Annotated in this window: 10 protein-coding genes; 6 read left to right on the forward strand and 4 right to left on the reverse strand. The window is 70.9% G+C overall.

Annotation, left to right across the window (positions count from 1 at the left end; all coding sequences use genetic code 11):
- Nucleotides 1-12 precede the first annotated feature (12 nt).
- Nucleotides 13-3,639: a DNA polymerase III subunit alpha gene (gene dnaE / locus CA12_RS10720; RefSeq protein WP_242688202.1), complete on the reverse strand. Its 3,627-nt coding sequence runs from the start codon at nucleotides 3,637-3,639 to the stop codon at nucleotides 13-15.
- A 311-nt stretch (nucleotides 3,640-3,950) separates the two neighbouring features.
- On the opposite strand from dnaE, the gene CA12_RS10725 reads away from it, so the two are divergent.
- Nucleotides 3,951-4,580, forward strand: coding sequence for a transposase (locus CA12_RS10725; protein ID WP_145358944.1), 630 nt, complete (start codon nucleotides 3,951-3,953; stop codon nucleotides 4,578-4,580).
- Nucleotides 4,581-4,601: 21 nt separating this feature from the next.
- On the opposite strand, the gene CA12_RS10730 is transcribed toward CA12_RS10725, so the two are convergent.
- The 3 genes from CA12_RS10730 to CA12_RS10740 form a co-directional block, all read right to left on the reverse strand.
- Nucleotides 4,602-6,794, reverse strand: coding sequence for an excinuclease ABC subunit UvrA (locus CA12_RS10730; protein WP_145358945.1), 2,193 nt, complete (start codon nucleotides 6,792-6,794; stop codon nucleotides 4,602-4,604).
- 170 nt (nucleotides 6,795-6,964) lie between these two features.
- On the reverse strand, nucleotides 6,965-7,507 hold the full coding sequence (gene rimI / locus CA12_RS10735) for a ribosomal protein S18-alanine N-acetyltransferase (protein WP_145358946.1): 543 nt from the start codon (nucleotides 7,505-7,507) through the stop codon (nucleotides 6,965-6,967).
- A gap of 197 nt (nucleotides 7,508-7,704) precedes the next feature.
- Nucleotides 7,705-8,754, reverse strand: coding sequence for a ferrochelatase (locus CA12_RS10740; protein ID WP_145358947.1), 1,050 nt, complete (start codon nucleotides 8,752-8,754; stop codon nucleotides 7,705-7,707).
- Nucleotides 8,755-8,773: 19 nt separating this feature from the next.
- On the opposite strand from CA12_RS10740, the gene CA12_RS10745 reads away from it, so the two are divergent.
- The 5 genes from CA12_RS10745 to CA12_RS10765 all read left to right on the forward strand — a co-directional run bounded on the left by CA12_RS10745 (nucleotide 8,774) and on the right by CA12_RS10765 (nucleotide 15,511).
- Nucleotides 8,774-10,312, forward strand: coding sequence for a UDP-N-acetylmuramoyl-L-alanyl-D-glutamate--2,6-diaminopimelate ligase (locus CA12_RS10745; protein WP_145358948.1), 1,539 nt, complete (start codon nucleotides 8,774-8,776; stop codon nucleotides 10,310-10,312).
- Nucleotides 10,300-11,679, forward strand: coding sequence for a UDP-N-acetylmuramoyl-tripeptide--D-alanyl-D-alanine ligase (locus CA12_RS10750; RefSeq protein WP_145358949.1), 1,380 nt, complete (start codon nucleotides 10,300-10,302; stop codon nucleotides 11,677-11,679). The genes CA12_RS10745 and CA12_RS10750 overlap by 13 nt, the downstream gene beginning before the upstream one ends.
- Before the next feature lie 468 nt (nucleotides 11,680-12,147).
- Nucleotides 12,148-13,251, forward strand: a complete 1,104-nt coding sequence (gene mraY / locus CA12_RS10755; RefSeq protein WP_145358950.1) for a phospho-N-acetylmuramoyl-pentapeptide-transferase — start codon at nucleotides 12,148-12,150, stop codon at nucleotides 13,249-13,251.
- A 176-nt stretch (nucleotides 13,252-13,427) separates the two neighbouring features.
- Complete coding sequence (locus tag CA12_RS10760) at nucleotides 13,428-14,507, forward strand: FtsW/RodA/SpoVE family cell cycle protein (protein ID WP_165700684.1); 1,080 nt, start codon at nucleotides 13,428-13,430, stop codon at nucleotides 14,505-14,507.
- The gene (locus CA12_RS10765; protein WP_145358952.1) at nucleotides 14,504-15,511 is read left to right on the forward strand and encodes a UDP-N-acetylglucosamine--N-acetylmuramyl-(pentapeptide) pyrophosphoryl-undecaprenol N-acetylglucosamine transferase; all 1,008 of its coding nucleotides are present in this window, start codon (nucleotides 14,504-14,506) and stop codon (nucleotides 15,509-15,511) included. Before CA12_RS10760 ends, CA12_RS10765 begins: the two co-directional genes overlap by 4 nt.
- Nucleotides 15,512-15,523 lie beyond the last annotated feature (12 nt).

Consider the following 15,523-nt stretch of genomic DNA (forward strand, 5'->3'; position numbering starts at 1 on the left):
CGATCCGTCGGTTCAGTTCAGACTCGGAGAGGCGGTTTTACGTCGCACCGGCGGCGACCAGAAGAGCAGGTGTTGCTCGCCCAGCACCTCGGCCAGTTCCCGCCGCAGACCCGGCCCGCAGGAGACCCGCAGGTGCCCGGGCGTGGAGAGACGATACCGCGTCCGCACCCCGGGGGTTTCGCCGTTCGCCCCGTCCCCGTTCGCGCCGTCGCCGGTCAGGTCCTCCGCGGAGCCGGTGTCGATCAGGACGACGACGTCCGTTTCGCCGGGATAACGGCCGAGGATCTCCCGCACGCGGGCCATTTCCGCGTCCGCGTGCAGGCCCTTCTGGAACTTCACGGCGAGTTGCCGGGTGTGCTCCTTGATGGCGTCGTCCGCCGTCATCAGGCGGTTGACGATCAGGTTCGGCTCCCGCCCGCGGCGGTCGACCTTCCCTTTGACGTACAGCACGGCCTCCGCCTTCACGAGATCCCCCTGCCGGGCGAACTCCTCCGGCCACATGATGCACCGCACGCAGCCCTCCGGATCTTCAAAGTCGAACATGACGTAGTCGGTGTTGCCGTTGCGGGACGGCTTTTTAGTGCGGGCTTTTTTAATCGCCCCGACCATCCCGCCGACGGTCACCTCGTCGCCGTCCTGGGCCTCGCCGAGTTCCAGCGTCGTGGCGGTGGCGAACTTGGTGATCGCGTCGCCGGCCTCCGTCAGCGGGTGGCTGGTCAGATAGAAGCCGAATACCTCTTTTTCATGGGCGAGCTTCACGGCCCGGGTCCAGTCCGGCAGGTCCGGGAAGCTGGCGGCGACCTCCGGGGCGTCCTCCTCGTCGTCGTCCCCGCCGAACAGGCTGGCCTGCCCGGCGGCGGCGTCGCGGGCCTTGTTCGCCGCGGCCTGCACCGCCCGGTCCACCACGGCGCTGTGCTGCGCCCGCGTCGGCCCGAGCGAATCCAGCGCCCCGCAGCGAATGAGAATCTCCGTCGCGGAGCGGTTCAGATGGCCCGGGTCGATCCGCTCCGTGACGTCGAAGATGTCTTTATAGGGGCCGTTCGCCTCCCGCTCCCGAACCAGCGCCTCCATCGCGGACAGGCCGAGGCCCTTCACGGCCCCCAGCCCGAAGGTGATGCCGTCCTGGCCGTCCTCGTTCGTGACGACGCTGAACTCGACGTCGCTGCGGTTCACGTCCGGGGGGAGGACCTCGATGCCCTGCCGGCGGGCGTCCTCGACGTGCTCCATAATGCGGTCGCTGCTCTCCATCCCGCAGGAGAGCAGGGCCGCCATGAATTCGACGGGGTAATGTGCCTTCAGATAGGCCGTCTGATAGGCGATCAGGCCGTAGGCGGTGCTGTGACTCTTGTTGAAGCCGTAGCCGGCGAACTTTTCGATCAGTTCGAACAGATTGACCGCAACGGACTCGTCGACGCCGCGTTCTTTCGCCCCGTCGATATACTGCTGCCGGAACTGGGCGATGATCGCCAGCTTCTTCTTCGAAATGGCCTTAATGCACTTGTAGGCGCTGGCCAGCTCGATGCCGCCGACCCGGTTCAGGATCCGCATGACCTGTTCCTGGTAGACCATGATCCCGTAGGTGTCCGCCAGGACGGGGTCCACCAGGGGGTGAATCTTTGCGACCTGCTTGCGGCCGTTTTTGATGTCGACGTAGTCCATCACCATGCCGCCCTCCAGCGGACCGGGGCGATAGAGGGCGCTGGTGGCGATGATGTCCGCGAACTTGTCGGGCCGCATCTTCGTCAGCAGGTCCCGCATGCCGCCGGACTCCAGCTGGAACACGCCCTTCGTCTCGCCGCGCTGCAGCAGGCGATAGGTGGCCGGGTCCGGCGTGTCGACGTCGTGCAGGACCTTGAGATCGAAGTCCGGGTGCCGGGCCAGCACGTTCTTGATGGACTTGTCAAGAATTGTGAGGTTTCGTAGCCCCAGGAAGTCCATCTTGAGCAGCCCCGCCGCCTCCACCGTGGGGCCGTCCCACTGGGTGATGACGTCCTCCTTGCCGGTGATGACCTGGAGCGGCAAGAGATCCTGGAGCGGCTGATCCGCCACCACGACGCCCGCCGCGTGGGTGCCGGCGCTGCGGGCCAGACCCTCCAGCCGGTAGGCGATGTCGATCAACTCCTTGATCTGAGGATCGTTGTTGTAGGCGTCCGACAGCTCCGGGCTCTGCTTGACGGCGTCGGCGAGCTTAATGCCGAGGGTGTCCGGCACCGCCTTGGCGATCTCGTTGACGCGGGCCAGCGGCACGCCCAGCGCCCGGCCGACGTCCCGCACGACCGCCTTGGCCTTCAGCGTGCCGAACGTGCCGATCTGGGCGACGCTGTCCTCGCCGTATTTCTCCTTCGTATAATCAATGACCATCTGCCGGCGGTCCCGGCAGAAGTCGATATCGATATCCGGCGGCTCCTTCCGGCTTTTATCGAGGAACCGCTCGAACAGCAGGTCGTATTTGAGCGGGCAGACGTCCGACAGGCCCAGTAGGAACGCCACGATCGCCCCCGCCGCCGAACCGCGGGCCACGCAGGGGATATCGTGTTTCTTGGCGAATTCGACGAAGTCCCACACGATCAGGAAGTAGCTCGAATACCCCATGTATTCGATCACGCCCAACTCCAGGTCCAGCCGGTCCCGGTGGGCCTGCGTGGCCTCGTCGCCGTAACGCTCCTCCATCGCGTTTTCGCAGATCTCCCGCAGGTATTCCGTATCCGTCAGCTGGCGGGGCGGCTTGAAGACGGGGTAGTACTTCGGGTTCTCCTCCAGCTGAATATCGCAGCGGTCGGCGATCTCCTGACTGCGGCGGACGGCCTCCTGCTGGTTCGGGAAGACCTTGTACATCTCCTCCGGGGACTTCACGAAGAAGTCCTGCGAACCCAGCCGCATCCGCTTGGCGTCGGTCCGTTGGCTGCGGGTGTTGACGCACAATAAAATATCGTGGGCGACGGCGTCCTCGCCGCAGAGATAGTGACTGTCGTTGGTGGCGACCAGCGGCAGGCCCATGCGATTGGCGAGGTCGATCGTCGCCTCGCCGGCGTCTTTCTGGATCTGGATGCCGCTGTCCTGGATCTCCATATAAAAGCGGTCGCCGAATACCTCCGTGTACCACTGGCACAACTTCTCGGCCTCCTCTTTCTGCTCGTTGAGCAGGTGGCGGGACAGCTCCCCGGAGACGCACCCGCTCAAGACGATCAGCCCCTCGCTGTGGGCCGCGAGCAGTTCCTTATCCATCCGGGGCTTGTAATAGAAGCCCTCGGTGTAGGCCACGCTGCTCATCTTGACCAAATTGCGGAACCCCGTGAGGTTCTGGGCCAGCAGCGTGAGGTGAAAGTTCGATTCCTTCATCTTCCCGCCGCGTTCCGTGCGGCTGCGGGGGGCCATATAGGCCTCGATGCCGAGGATCGGATTCACGTCCTCCGCCCGGCAGGCGTGATAGAACTCCATCGCCCCGTAGAGGTTGCCGTGGTCCGTGATCGCCGCGGCGTTCATGCCGGACGCCTTCGTCTGGCGGACGAGGTCCGGGATCTTGGTCATCCCGTCCAGCAGGCTGTAATGCGTGTGGCAGTGCAGGTGGGCGAACGGCGGCGGGGCGCCGTCGGCCGGGGTGGAGGGGGCGGCGCCGGCGTCGGGGGAGAGTTGGGACACGGGGCGGGCGGTTGCTGCACGGGTGGACGGACGGCCATCGTATCGGCCGGCGCGTCGGCCGGGGGCCGGCATTCGTCGGGCGAGCCGGAAGACCCGTTCCGATCCGCCCGCGCCGGCCGTCTCCACGCCCTTTCCCGCACAACCCGCGAATCCGGCGGGGCGCCTCCCGCGGCGGTCCGGCGCCGCGTCGAGCGGTCCCGCCGCCGGGGCGGCCGCGGCGCGGATTTCACCGACGCTTCGCACAAACTTCCGCGGGGCTTCCACGGCGGTTCATACAACACGCCCGCTCGTCCGCCGCCAATGAGACTGCGATGCCCGCCGCATTCCGTTGCCCCCACTGCCGCAAAGCGTACCTCATCGAGAAGGCCCAGGAGAATCGGGTCTTTAAATGCCGGAAATGCTGCGGGATGATCGAGTTCGAGGGACGGCCGGAGACCGATCTGGACATTCCGAAAGTCGAGACGCCCAAAAAGTGGACGGACCGTTTCAAGCTGAAAGAGATGCCCGGCTGGGCCGCGGGGCTGCTGACCGCGGGGATCGTGGGGGTTCTCGCGCTTCTCGCCACGCTGGGGATGGGGCCGTTGGGCGATCCGCACGATCGACTCTACTCCGCCCTGAGCGATGAATACGCCGCGCTGACCGCCCTCGTGGACGACCTGGACAGCCCGGAGGCCGCCGCGGCGGCGGAGCCGGAGATGCAGGCCCACGTGCAGGAAGTCCTGCGTCTGATGGACGATCCCCGGCCGTTCGGACGCGGTCGCAAGGCCGTCGGCGCCGCGTTCCTGCGGGAGTACGACGGGGCGATCAAGGCCCGTTTGGAGTCCCTGCGGGAGGCGAAGGGCCGGGCGTTCGACCGGCAGGGCGTGGGGTCGGTCGTCTCGCGGGTGCTGCGGCCCATTCCGCAGTCGGAACTCGATTTCCGCCGGGCGTTCGAAGCTTGATTTCCCGGCCCGGGAGCGGCGTCAGCCGACGCGAACCTCGGCGTCCGCGGCGGCCCGCAGGCGGGGGTGCGAACCGCTGGCGATCACGGCGTGGCCGTTTTCCGTCAGTCGCTCGAACACGCCGCCCAGGCGCTCCGCGTCGGCGGGGTGCAGGCCGGCGGCGGGGGCTTCGAGCAGGATCAGCGTCGCCGCGGCGGTGCGGGCGGCGAGCGTCTTCGCCAACCGCAGGCGTTGGCCTTCGCCGTCGCTCAGGGTCTTCGCCGCCCGGCCGATCGTCACGTGCCCCAGCCCCACGTCCCGCACCGCCGCCGCCCGGGCGCGGGGCTTGGGGCGACCGCGGAAGAACGGCACGGCCTCGGCCGCGGTCAGGTTCAGCGTGCCCGCGATCGACAGCCCCCGCACGCGGATCGCCAGGATTTCCGGCTTGAAGCGGTCCCCGCCGCACTCCGGGCAGGTCGCCGTGAGGTCCGGCAGGAACTGCATCGGCGTGGTCACGGTTCCCGTCCCCTCGCACAGCGGACAGCGGCCCGGCGAGGCCCCCGCCAGCGAGAAGTGCCCCGGGCCGAACCCGCGGAGCTTCGCCTCCGGAGTCGAGGCGAACAGGTCGCGGATCTCGCCGAAAAAGCCCAGGAAGGTCGCCACCGTGCTGCGGGGGCTGTTCGTGAGCGGCGCCCGCGGGCCGAACAGCACGGCGCCGAAGGCGCCGAAGCGGCCGTCCGCCGTCGCGGCGGTCGCGGCGTCGGCGAGGGCGTGCAGCCGCCGGTCGGCGTCCGGGCCGACCAGCAGCGTCAGCCCCCGCGGGACGAACGGCGTGCGGTCCGCGTCCGGCAGCGTCGTCGACGGGGCGGGGCGGGAGGGAACCGGCGGCGGGTCCGCTCGCAGGTAGGGAGCGAGGAGCGAGCCGTCCACGGTTCCGATCTCCCCCGGCGGCCCGGCGAACAGCACGCGGCCGCCCTCCGGCCCGGCGCCGGGGCCCAGTTCCACCAACAGGGCCGCGGCCCGGCAGAGCGTCGACTCCGACCCGGCCGCGACCACCGTGTTCCCCCCGTCGGTCAACGAGCGGCAGAGGGCGAGGAACCGCTCCCCGTCCGCCTCCTCCAACCCGGCGAGGGGGGCGTCGAGCAACACCAGCAATCCCCGCACCCCCGGGTCCGCCGCCGCGGCGAGCGCCGCCCGGCGATCGTCGGCCCGGCTCAGCGCCGCCGCGGGTTCGCCCAGCGGGCGGTCCGCCAGCCCCCAGTTCGCCAGCCGCTCCAGCGCCGCGGCGAGGGCAGCGACCGCCGGCGGACCGTCCGCCGGCAGCTCGGTTCGCAGGTCCGCCGCCGACCGTTCGACCCAGCGATCCCACGTTTGGCCGTCCACCCGATAGGCCCGGCGCGCGACATCCTTCCTGTCGAAGGAGGGGGAGAACAGCCGCGGCGTCGCGGGCGGCAGCACGGTCCCGTCGTCCAGCACGGGGCGGTCGCGGACGACGTGCGGCGCCCAGCGTTTGCCGTCGATCGTGCGGGGGCCTTCCTCGGTTTCGAGCCACACCGTCGCCCGGCCGCCGCCGAACCGCAGGGCGGCGGCGAGACTCTCGCCGATCCGATCCGCCGCGTCCGCGGAAAGTTTTACCCGGTCGACGATGATCTCAGCCCCGCTCGGCAGCGTCTCCGCGTCCTCCAACCGACCGGTGGCGGCGTCGGCGAGGTAGCGGTTGAAGCCGGCTCCGCGGTAGGCGTCCGCGGAGAGGGCGGCGTCCGCGGGGAAGGCAATCTGGCCGCGGGCGTTTGGACGGGCCGCGATCAGATCCGCCGCTGCGAGGTCCGCCCGCGTGACGGCCAGCGGGGCGCCGGTGGTCGGGTCGTGGGGCGTCGCCAGGGCGGCGAACGCGGTGCGCAGCACGTCGCCGAGGCCCGCCCGATCGGCGAGCGTCTCCCCCCGGCCGGGGGGCTGGTCGGGGTCGACGAGAATCGCCGGGGGGACGCCGGAAATCTCGTCGGCGTCCGGGCGCTCGCGACGTTCCAGCAGTCTGCGGGCGGAGGCCGACAGCGCCGCGACGTACCGCCGCTGACCCTCCGCGTGCAGCACGTCGCGGAGCAGGGTGCTCTTGCCGGAACCGCTCACCCCGGCGACGACCGTCAGCCCGCCGCGGGGCAGGTCCAGGGCGTCGATCCGCAGGGCGCGCACGCGGACGCCCCGCAGACGGATCGGCGGGGCGGTCGGGGCGGACATCGGGGGGCGTCGAGAGCGTTACGGATCGCCACGTTCTCCCCATGGAAAGAACGCTTGCGGTTTCGCGGCGTCCGAGGGTGATCGGGCGCCGCGAAACCGCAAGCGTAAATCGGCGGGGCGAATCCGTCTCCGGACCGGGTCAGTCCATGCCGGACCGGGGCGAAGCGGCGTCAGGCCGCGTCGGCCTCGGGCATCAGGTAGGTGCTGATGCGGTTCGCCGGCTGGTAGGCGGCGGGGGTGTTGGAGAGGGCGAAGTGCATCGCGTAGGCGTCTTCGGTGGTGTCGTCGTAGCGGTCGCGGACGACGCGGAAGGCCCGGAAGCCCTCCCCCTTGAAGAACAGCTGGGCCGGCAGGTTCGTCTCCCGGACCTCCAGCACGATCTCCGTGCGGCGCTGCTGGGAGAGCTTGTCCACCAGGCGGCGGACCATCTGCTGGCCCACGCCCCGCCGACGGCTCTGCGGGGCGACCGCGAAGTTCAGGATTCGCAGGCGGCTCTTCTGCAGCTCGTAGATCATGTAGCCGACGACCTCGCCGGCGATCTCGGCCACCATGCCGATGCAGTTGCGCTGCCGCAGGCAGCAGATGAAGTCTTCCTCCGTCCAGGCGAACTCGAAGCTGGCCGCTTCGATGTCCAGCACGGCCGGCATATCGCGGCGGATCAACCACCGAATCTGCACGGCGTCGGGGCGATGGATAGAGAGTTGCGAAGACATCGCGGCCGGCCTCCTTGCCGGGGTGCGGGGACGATGCAGGGGGTTTACCCGACGCTTCTGAAGGACGAAACCCCGGTTCCCCGCAACTTTCTCCATCGGCTCCCCACAGCCGGAAAATCTAGGTTCGATTCAAGTCGGCGGCCCAAACGTCGCCCTTGCCGTCACGCCGAGGCCCCGCGGGGCCTCGGCGTGACGGCTCACACCGGCGAGGGGCGGTACGGGTTCGGGCAGCAGTTCTTGGGGCACACGTCGTGATTGGGGCGGAACTCGCCGACGGCCCGCTTCTGCGGGACCTCGCCCAGCCGCTCGCGGATCAGTTCGACCAGCATCGAGACGAACCGCGGGTGCGTCCCCGCGGTGCCGGCTCGGCGGTACGCCAGACCCAACTCCTCCGCCCTGGCCCGGGCCTCTTCGTCGAGGTCGAACAGCACCTCCATGTGGTCCGAGACGAACCCGATCGGCGCCACGACCGCCGCCCGCACCCCCGCGGCGGCGACGGCCTCCAGGTGGTCGCAGACGTCCGGCTCCAACCACGGATCGCCGGGCCGTCCGCTGCGGGATTGGTACACCAGCGCCCAGCGGTCCTGGGGGATCTCCAGCGCCTCGGCGACCAGCCGGCAGGTTTCGTGCAGTTGGCGGGCGTAGTCGCTGGTGTCGGCCATCGAGTTCGGGATCGAATGGGCCGTGAAGGCCACGTGCGCGTGCTCCCGCACGTCCGCAGGCAGATCGTCCAGCGCGTCCCGCACCCGTTCGGCGTTCACCGCGATCCAGTCCGGGTGGTTGTACCAGACCCGCACCTTGTCGATTGCCGGCGCCTCATCCCCCACAGCCTCCCGGGCGTGGCAGAGGTCCTCGCGGTACTGCCGACAGCCGGAGTAGCTGCTGTAGGAACTGGTCACCAGCGCCAGCGCCCGGTTCACCCCGTCGGCGGCCATCTGCTTCAGCGTGTCCGGCAGCATCGGCTCCCAATTGCGGTTCCCCCAGTAGACCGGCAGATCGACGCCGGCCTGCTTCAGGGCCGGTTCGAGCGCCGCGATCAGGTCCCGACACTGCTGGTTGATCGGCGAGACGCCGCCGAAGGATTGGTAGTGTTCGGCCACTTCGAGCAACCGTTCCCGCGGCACCGGCTTGCCACGGAGCACGTTCTCGAGGAACGGGATCACGTCCTCCGGCCCCTCCGGCCCGCCGAAGGAGGTCAGCAGGATCGCGTCATAGACGGTCCCGTTCGTGGTGGAAGCGGCGGGCATCGGCATACCTTCAGTGTGAATGTCCCCCCATGATTCGCCGCCGCCGCCTGATCGCCACCCCGCCGCGTCGTCCACGTTGCGGGAGATTCTGAACCGGGACGACCTGGGCGAAGCGGGCGAGGTGCCGTTCACCGCCGCGACGGCGTTCAGCGGCCGGGTGACTCCCGGCGCTCTGTTCGCCGCCCTGCCGGGGACGGAACTGCACGGGGCGTGGTTCTGGGAGGAGGCCGTCGACTGCGGTGCCGCCGTCGTTCTGACCGACGAACCGCTGCCGGAGTGCCCGCTTCCCGTCGCCGTGCTGAAGAAACGGGCTCGGCCGGCCTGGGGCGAGGTCTGCCATGTGCTGCACGGCCGGCCGAGCGAGCGGCTGTTCGTCGCCGGGGTGACGGGGACGAACGGCAAGTCGACCGTCTGCTGGCTCCTGCGGAGCATTTTTCGAGAGGCAATGCGGCTGGAAGGCAAGACGCGGATCGCCGGCCTCTGCGGCACGATCGAGACCGACGACGGCCGCGAGATTCGCCCCTCCAAGCTCACGACCCCCGCCTGCGAAGACCTGCACGCCTGGCTGGCCCGCTGCGTTGCGCACGGCTGCGAGGCCGCGTCGGTGGAACTGTCGTCGCACGCCCTCGACCAGGACCGGGCCGCCGGGCTGCGGCTGTCGGCGGCGGTGGTGACGAACGTGACACGGGACCACCTGGACTACCACGGCAGTTTGGAGGCGGTCGCGGAGGCGAAGGCGAAGATCGCGGATTTGCTCGTCGGCCCGAATCAAATCGTTCTGGGTGAGGATGCCGCTCTCGTCTGCGGCCGATTGTCGGCGAGACGCGAGCTTTGGACGGAGGGCTACGGATTCAGTCCCAATGCCGACTCAGTCATTACCGCGGTGAACTGTCGGTCGGACGGTTCGACGTTCACCTTGAAGCGACGGCATGGCCAAGCGCCGGCCCGGTTGGCGATCCCGCTGCTCGGCCGGTTCAACGTGCTGAACGCCGCCGCGGCGGCCATTGCCGCTGAGAGTTTCAGCGACGAAGCCGTCGCCGCCGGCCTTGCCAACGTCGCCCCGGTTCCCGGCCGACTGGAACCGATTGACTGCGGCCAGCCGTTTCGCGTGCTGGTCGACTACGCCCACACCCCCGACGGCCTGCGAGCGGTGATCGACGCCGTCCGCCCGCTGTGCGAGGGCCGACTGCACCTCCTCGTCGGTGCCGGTGGCGACCGGGACCGCGGCAAACGGGCGGAGATGGGCGCCGCCGCGGGTCTCGCCGATCGGGTGGTCTTCACCTCGGACAACCCGCGCTCCGAGGACCCGCACGCGATTCTCCGCGACCTCGCCGCCGGCTGCCCGCCGACCCGGTTCGAGACGATCGAGAACCGCCGGGCCGCGATCGCCGCGACCCTCGCCGCCGCGGCGCCGGGCGACTGGGTGCTCGTCTGCGGCAAGGGACACGAGACGACGCAGGAGATCGCCGGCGTCTTCCACCCCTTCGACGACCGCACCGTCTGCCGGGAGGAACTGGCGGCACTGGGCTACGGGGGCGACTCACCGTGTTCCCGCTGACCCTCAAACAGCTTCCAGACCTACTGGGTAACGCAGAGGCCCCGCAGGGCCTCTGCGTGATGGGTGACGTGCTGATCACCGGAGCCGCGATCGACTCCCGCGCCGTCCGCCCCGGCGATCTGTTCTTCGCCCTGCCGGGGGAACGCACCGACGGGCACGCGCACGTCGCGGCGGCGCTGGAGCGGGGGGCCGTTGCGGCAGTCGTCGCCCGGGAGGTGAGCGTGGGGCCGGCGTTCGTCGTGCCGGACCCCGCCGCGGCGCTGGCCCGGTTGGGGGCGTGGAACCGGCGGCGGTTCGCCGGGCCGGTGGTCGCCGTGGGCGGGTCGCACGGCAAAACGACGACCCGGGAGCTGATCGCCGCGACGCTGCACGCACTGGGGCCGGGCGTCCGCAGCCGGGCGAATTTTAATAACGCCCTCGGCGTGCCGCTGACGTTGTGCGAACTTGGCCCGTCACACCGGTGGGCGGTGGTGGAACTGGGCGCCTCCCGGCCCAGCGATCTGACGGAGTTGGGCGGCTGGGCGCGGCCGACGGTCGCCGTGCTGACGGGCGTCGGTACGGCCCACGTCGGCACGTTCGGCGGTCCGGCGGCGCTGCGGGCGGCGAAGGCGGAACTGTTCGCGACCCTCCAAGCCGACGGCTCCGCCGTCGTCAACGGCGACGACCCCGGCGCCCGCTCCCTCGCCGCCGAGGCCGGCCGGCCCGTCCTGTTCGCCGGGACCGGCCCGGGGTGCGACGTGCGGCTCGAACCGCTCCCGGCCCCGCCCGGATTCCTGCGGTTCCAGCGGGGTGAAACGTCGTTCCGGCTGCCCGGGTTCGCCCCGCACCTCGTCTCATTGGCGGCCTGTGCGGTCGCGGCGGGAGAGGCGCTGGGGCTCACTCCGGAGTCGATCCGGGACGGCTTCGCCGGCTTCCAGCCGCCGCCGGGGCGGGGGACGGTGACGACGGTCGGCGGCGTCACGTTGATCGACGACACCTACAACGCCCCGCCGGAGGGCTTCTTCGCGGCCGTCGATCTGCTAGCCCGCTGGCCGGTCGAACCGCCGGGACGCCGTTGGCTGGTCTGCGGGGGGATGAAGGAACTCGGCGAGGAGGCCGACCGGCTGCACGCGGAACTCGGCCGCCGGATCGCCGCGGCGGGGCTGGATCGGGCGGTGTTCGTCGGCGAGACCGGCGCCTGCGTGGCAATAGCGGCGGGGCTGCTCCCGCCGATCGGTTTGCAGTTCGCGACGGCCGGCGCCGCGGCGGAGGCTGTATTGAACGAGGTGCGGGCGGGGGACGTCGTGCTGGCGAAGGGCTGCCGGTCGGATCGGCTGGAACGGGTCGTCGCCGCGCTCGCGGAGCGGCTGGAACGGGGTAGGGCTTGAGACGTTTCGGGCGCGACGCGGCGAAATCGCACAAACCGGGGTTTCCCCCGATCGGGGTTTTGGACGACACCCCCGGCCCGCCGCGATTCGCTTCGCCCGCAACGGCCGAATCGCCTCACCCATTGCTCGAACAACCGTCAGGAGGTCCGTCGTCGTCGCCCGGATTCGCGGCTCTGCGGGGAGACGCGTCCGTCGATTGGATTGGCTTTCGACTCGTCGTTTTAAAGACGGCGGAGCGGGGGCGGGTTCGGTCGGGAGCGCCTGAGGGCGTGAAGGAATATGTGATTTGATGGGTCGATCACTCCGACACGCCGCTCGACGAAGACGACGGATTCGATCGGCCGGGGGGACGCGGGTCCCCCCGGCCGGTCACGGCGCCCCCGCCGGCGGAAACGCCGGCGGGGGTGTTTTTCATTCAGGGTTCCGCTTCCTCACCCTTCCGCCCCCCGACGCGCCCGCGGCCGGCCGATGATCGTCTTTCTGCTCCAGGCGTTCGGCCCGCTGCTGGACTCCGCCGACGCGCTGGTCTCCGGGGACAGTCGGGTCTTCCTCGCCGGCCGCACCGTCGCCGCCGGGGTGACGGCGTTCTGCCTGGCCCTGCTGCTCGGCCCCAAGGCGATCGCCTGGCTGCGGGCCCGGTTCCGGGAAGAGGTAAAGAGCGCCAGCGGCACGCTGGATGCCCTCCACGCCAATAAAACAGGCACCCCGACGATGGGCGGCCTGTTCACCGTCGCCGCGACCCTGCTGGGCGGGGCGGTCTGGGGCGACCTCTCGAACCGCTTCGTGCAGGCGGGGCTGTTGGTGGTCGGCTCCTTCGCGGCGCTGGGCGCCGCAGACGACTGGGTGAAGCTCCGCACCGCTCGCCGCGGGCTGAGGGCGAAGGAAAAATTCGCGGTGCAGTTCGGCCTCGCGGCCCTCGCGGCGGTGGTGCTTCAGATTGCCCTCCAGGAGGCCGGGGCGACGACGGCGATCGTGCTGCCGCTGGGCGGACTCTCCATTCCTACCGGGCTGCTGTTCGTGCCCTGGATCGCTTTGGTGACGACGGCCGGGTCGAACGCGGTGAACCTGACCGACGGTCTCGACGGGCTCGCAGCCGGCTGTGCGGTGGTCTCCGGTGCCGCGGTGACGGGGCTGTGCTACCTCGCCGGGCACGCCGTTTGGGCGGAGCATCTGGCCGTGCCGCACGTCCGCGGCGGGGGCGAACTGGCCGTGCTGCTGAGCGCCGCGACCGGCGGGATGCTTGGCTTTCTCTGGTTCAATACGCACCCGGCGGAGGTGTTCATGGGGGACACCGGCGCCCTGTCGTTCGGCGGGCTGCTGGCCTTCGGGGCCGCGGCGGTGCGGCAGGAACTGTTGCTGATCCTCGTCGCCGGGGCCTTCGTGGCGGAGGCGGTCTCCGTGATCGGGCAGGTCGGCTGCTACCGGCTGTGGGGCTTCAAACCGATCGCGTGCAGTCCGCTGCACAACCACTTCGTCTTCCGCGGACACGCCGAGGGCCGCATCGTGGTGCGGTTCTGGATCGGCTCGGCAGTCTGCGCCGCGGCGGCGTTCGCCAGTCTGAACCTGCGATGACGGCGGACGAAGTGCCCGATGAGCCCCGACCGTCAGGGAGGGGCCGTTCATCGACGGCCGATCGACAGACCGGTTCGCAGGCGCTTTGGATCCGTGAAAACGGCCCCTTCCTGACGGTCGGGGCTCCGGACCGTCCCGCCGGCGACGATCGCCGCGCCTTTCTCTGCGTCGCGGCGGTGCTGGCCGGGGTGGGGCTGACGGTCGCCCACTCGACCGCGATGGCCGAGCCGGACCCGGCCCGCGTGCTGGCGAAGTGCTGCATTTTGATGGCCGTCGCCGTTGCGGCGGGGATCGCTTGCGCCTGCACGCCGCCGCGGTGGATTCGCCGGCTGACCCCCTGGCTGCTGGCGGCGACCGTCCTGCTGCTGGTCGTCGTGCTGATCCCCGGGGTGGGGGTGAAAAGCGGCGGGGCCCGGCGCTGGCTACGGGCCGCGGGGGTGAGCGTGCAGCCGGCGGAACTCGCCAAGCTGTGCGTGCCGCTGGCGATCGCCTTCCGCCCCGTGCCCCCCCGACGCCTGCTGACCGGCCGGTTCGGGCTTGGTTCGTTACGAAGAGCGTTTGGCCTGTGGCCGGCCGTGTTGTGCGCGGGGCTGATCGCGGCGGAGCCGGACCTCTCCACGGCGATCACCGTGCTGCTGGGGGCGACGGCGGCCGTCTGGCTGCGGGGCTGGCCGGCGTGGCCGTTCGCGGCGGGCCTCTGTGCGGCCGTCCCCGCCGCCGCGGGGACTTTTTGGCTGCGACCGTACCAGTGGAACCGGGTCACGGCGTTCGTCGAAGCTCTCGCCGACCCCGCCGCCGCCCCGTATCAGGTTCGGCAGGGGGCCGTGGCGCTGGGATCGGGCGGCGTGTGGGGCTGCGGGCTGGGCCGCGGCTGGCAGAAACTGAGCTTCCTGCCCGAGGCCGACGACGACTTCGCCCTCGCCGCCGTCGGGGAGGAACTGGGCCTCGTCGGCGCCGGCGGGGTGCTGTTGCTGTGGATCCTGCTGGCCTGGTTCGGCCTGCGGGCGATCCGCTTCGCCCCGCCGGTGCGGCGGGCCGCGGCCGGGGCGCTGGTCGTCCAACTCGTCGGACAGGCGCTGTTGAACGCCGGCGTGGTCTGCGGCCTGCTCCCGCCGACCGGCATCCCGCACCCGTTCCTCTCCCGCGGGGGGAGCAGTCTGGTGGTGACCTGCGCCGCGATCGGCCTCGTCCTTGCCCTCGGACGCCCTGGGGACTCTCACAGACTCCAAGCTAAAGAGTCAGGTGACTCCCCATGACTCACCGCCAACTCCCGCTGGTCCTGTTCTGCGGCGGCGGCAGCGGCGGGCACCTCACCCCCGGCCTCGCCGTCGCGGACGAACTCCAGCGTGGCGACGCCCCGCCGGAGATCCTGTTCCTCACCGGCGACCGCCCGGTGGAACGGCGGATGATGGCCGCCGAGCCCTTCCCGCACCGGGCGTTCCCCCTCGGATCGCTGCGGCGGACAGTCACCTCCTTGCCCGCCGCGCGCGGTTTCGCGGGCACCTTTCGTGCGGCCCGCGACGCCGCAAGCGGCCGGCCCGCGGTCGCCGTCGGCACCGGCGGCTACGCCAGCGTGCCCGGCGTCCTGGGGGCGAAGTCGGCGGGCGCGGCGGTCGTGTTGTTGGAGGTGAACGCCGTCCCCGGCCGGGCGACGCGGGCGCTGCGATCGCTCGCCGAGGCCATCGTTTCAGACGTGCCGGTGCGATTGCCCGCTTCGCTACCGGCGGAGGAGCGGCGTTCGCTGCTGATTCTGGGCGGGAGCCAGGGGGCGGCGTCGCTGGACGCCGCCGTGCCGGCCGCCGCCGCGGCGCTGCGGGAGGAACTGCGGGGCTGGACCGTGCGGCACCAGTGCGGCACGGACGCGGCGACGATCGCCGCGGCGTACGGGGCCGCGGGCGTGACGGCGGAGGTCGCCCCGTTCTTCCCCAACGCCGCCTCCCGGTTGGCCGCGGCGACGCTGGCGATCGTTCGTGGCGGGGCCGTCACGCTGGCGGAGGCGGAGGCGCTGGGCGCGCCGATCGTCGTCGTCCCCCACCCGCGGGCGCCGGACGATCATCAAACGGCGAACGCCCGACGTTTGGCGGAGCGTTCAGACCGCTGTCGCGTCGTCACGGACGACGGGCGCTTGGCGGAGAGCCTCGCCAAGGCGCTGCATCCGTGGCTGACGGCCCCGCCGCCGCGGCGCCCGGCGCCGGGATCGACCGCCGCCGCGGACGCCGCGGCCTTGATTCGTGCGGAACTCCGGCGGCTCTCGGGGTAGACTCTCGTTCGT

Origin of the sequence: Alienimonas californiensis (genome assembly GCF_007743815.1) — a bacterium.
GTDB lineage: Bacteria > Planctomycetota > Planctomycetia > Planctomycetales > Planctomycetaceae > Alienimonas > Alienimonas californiensis.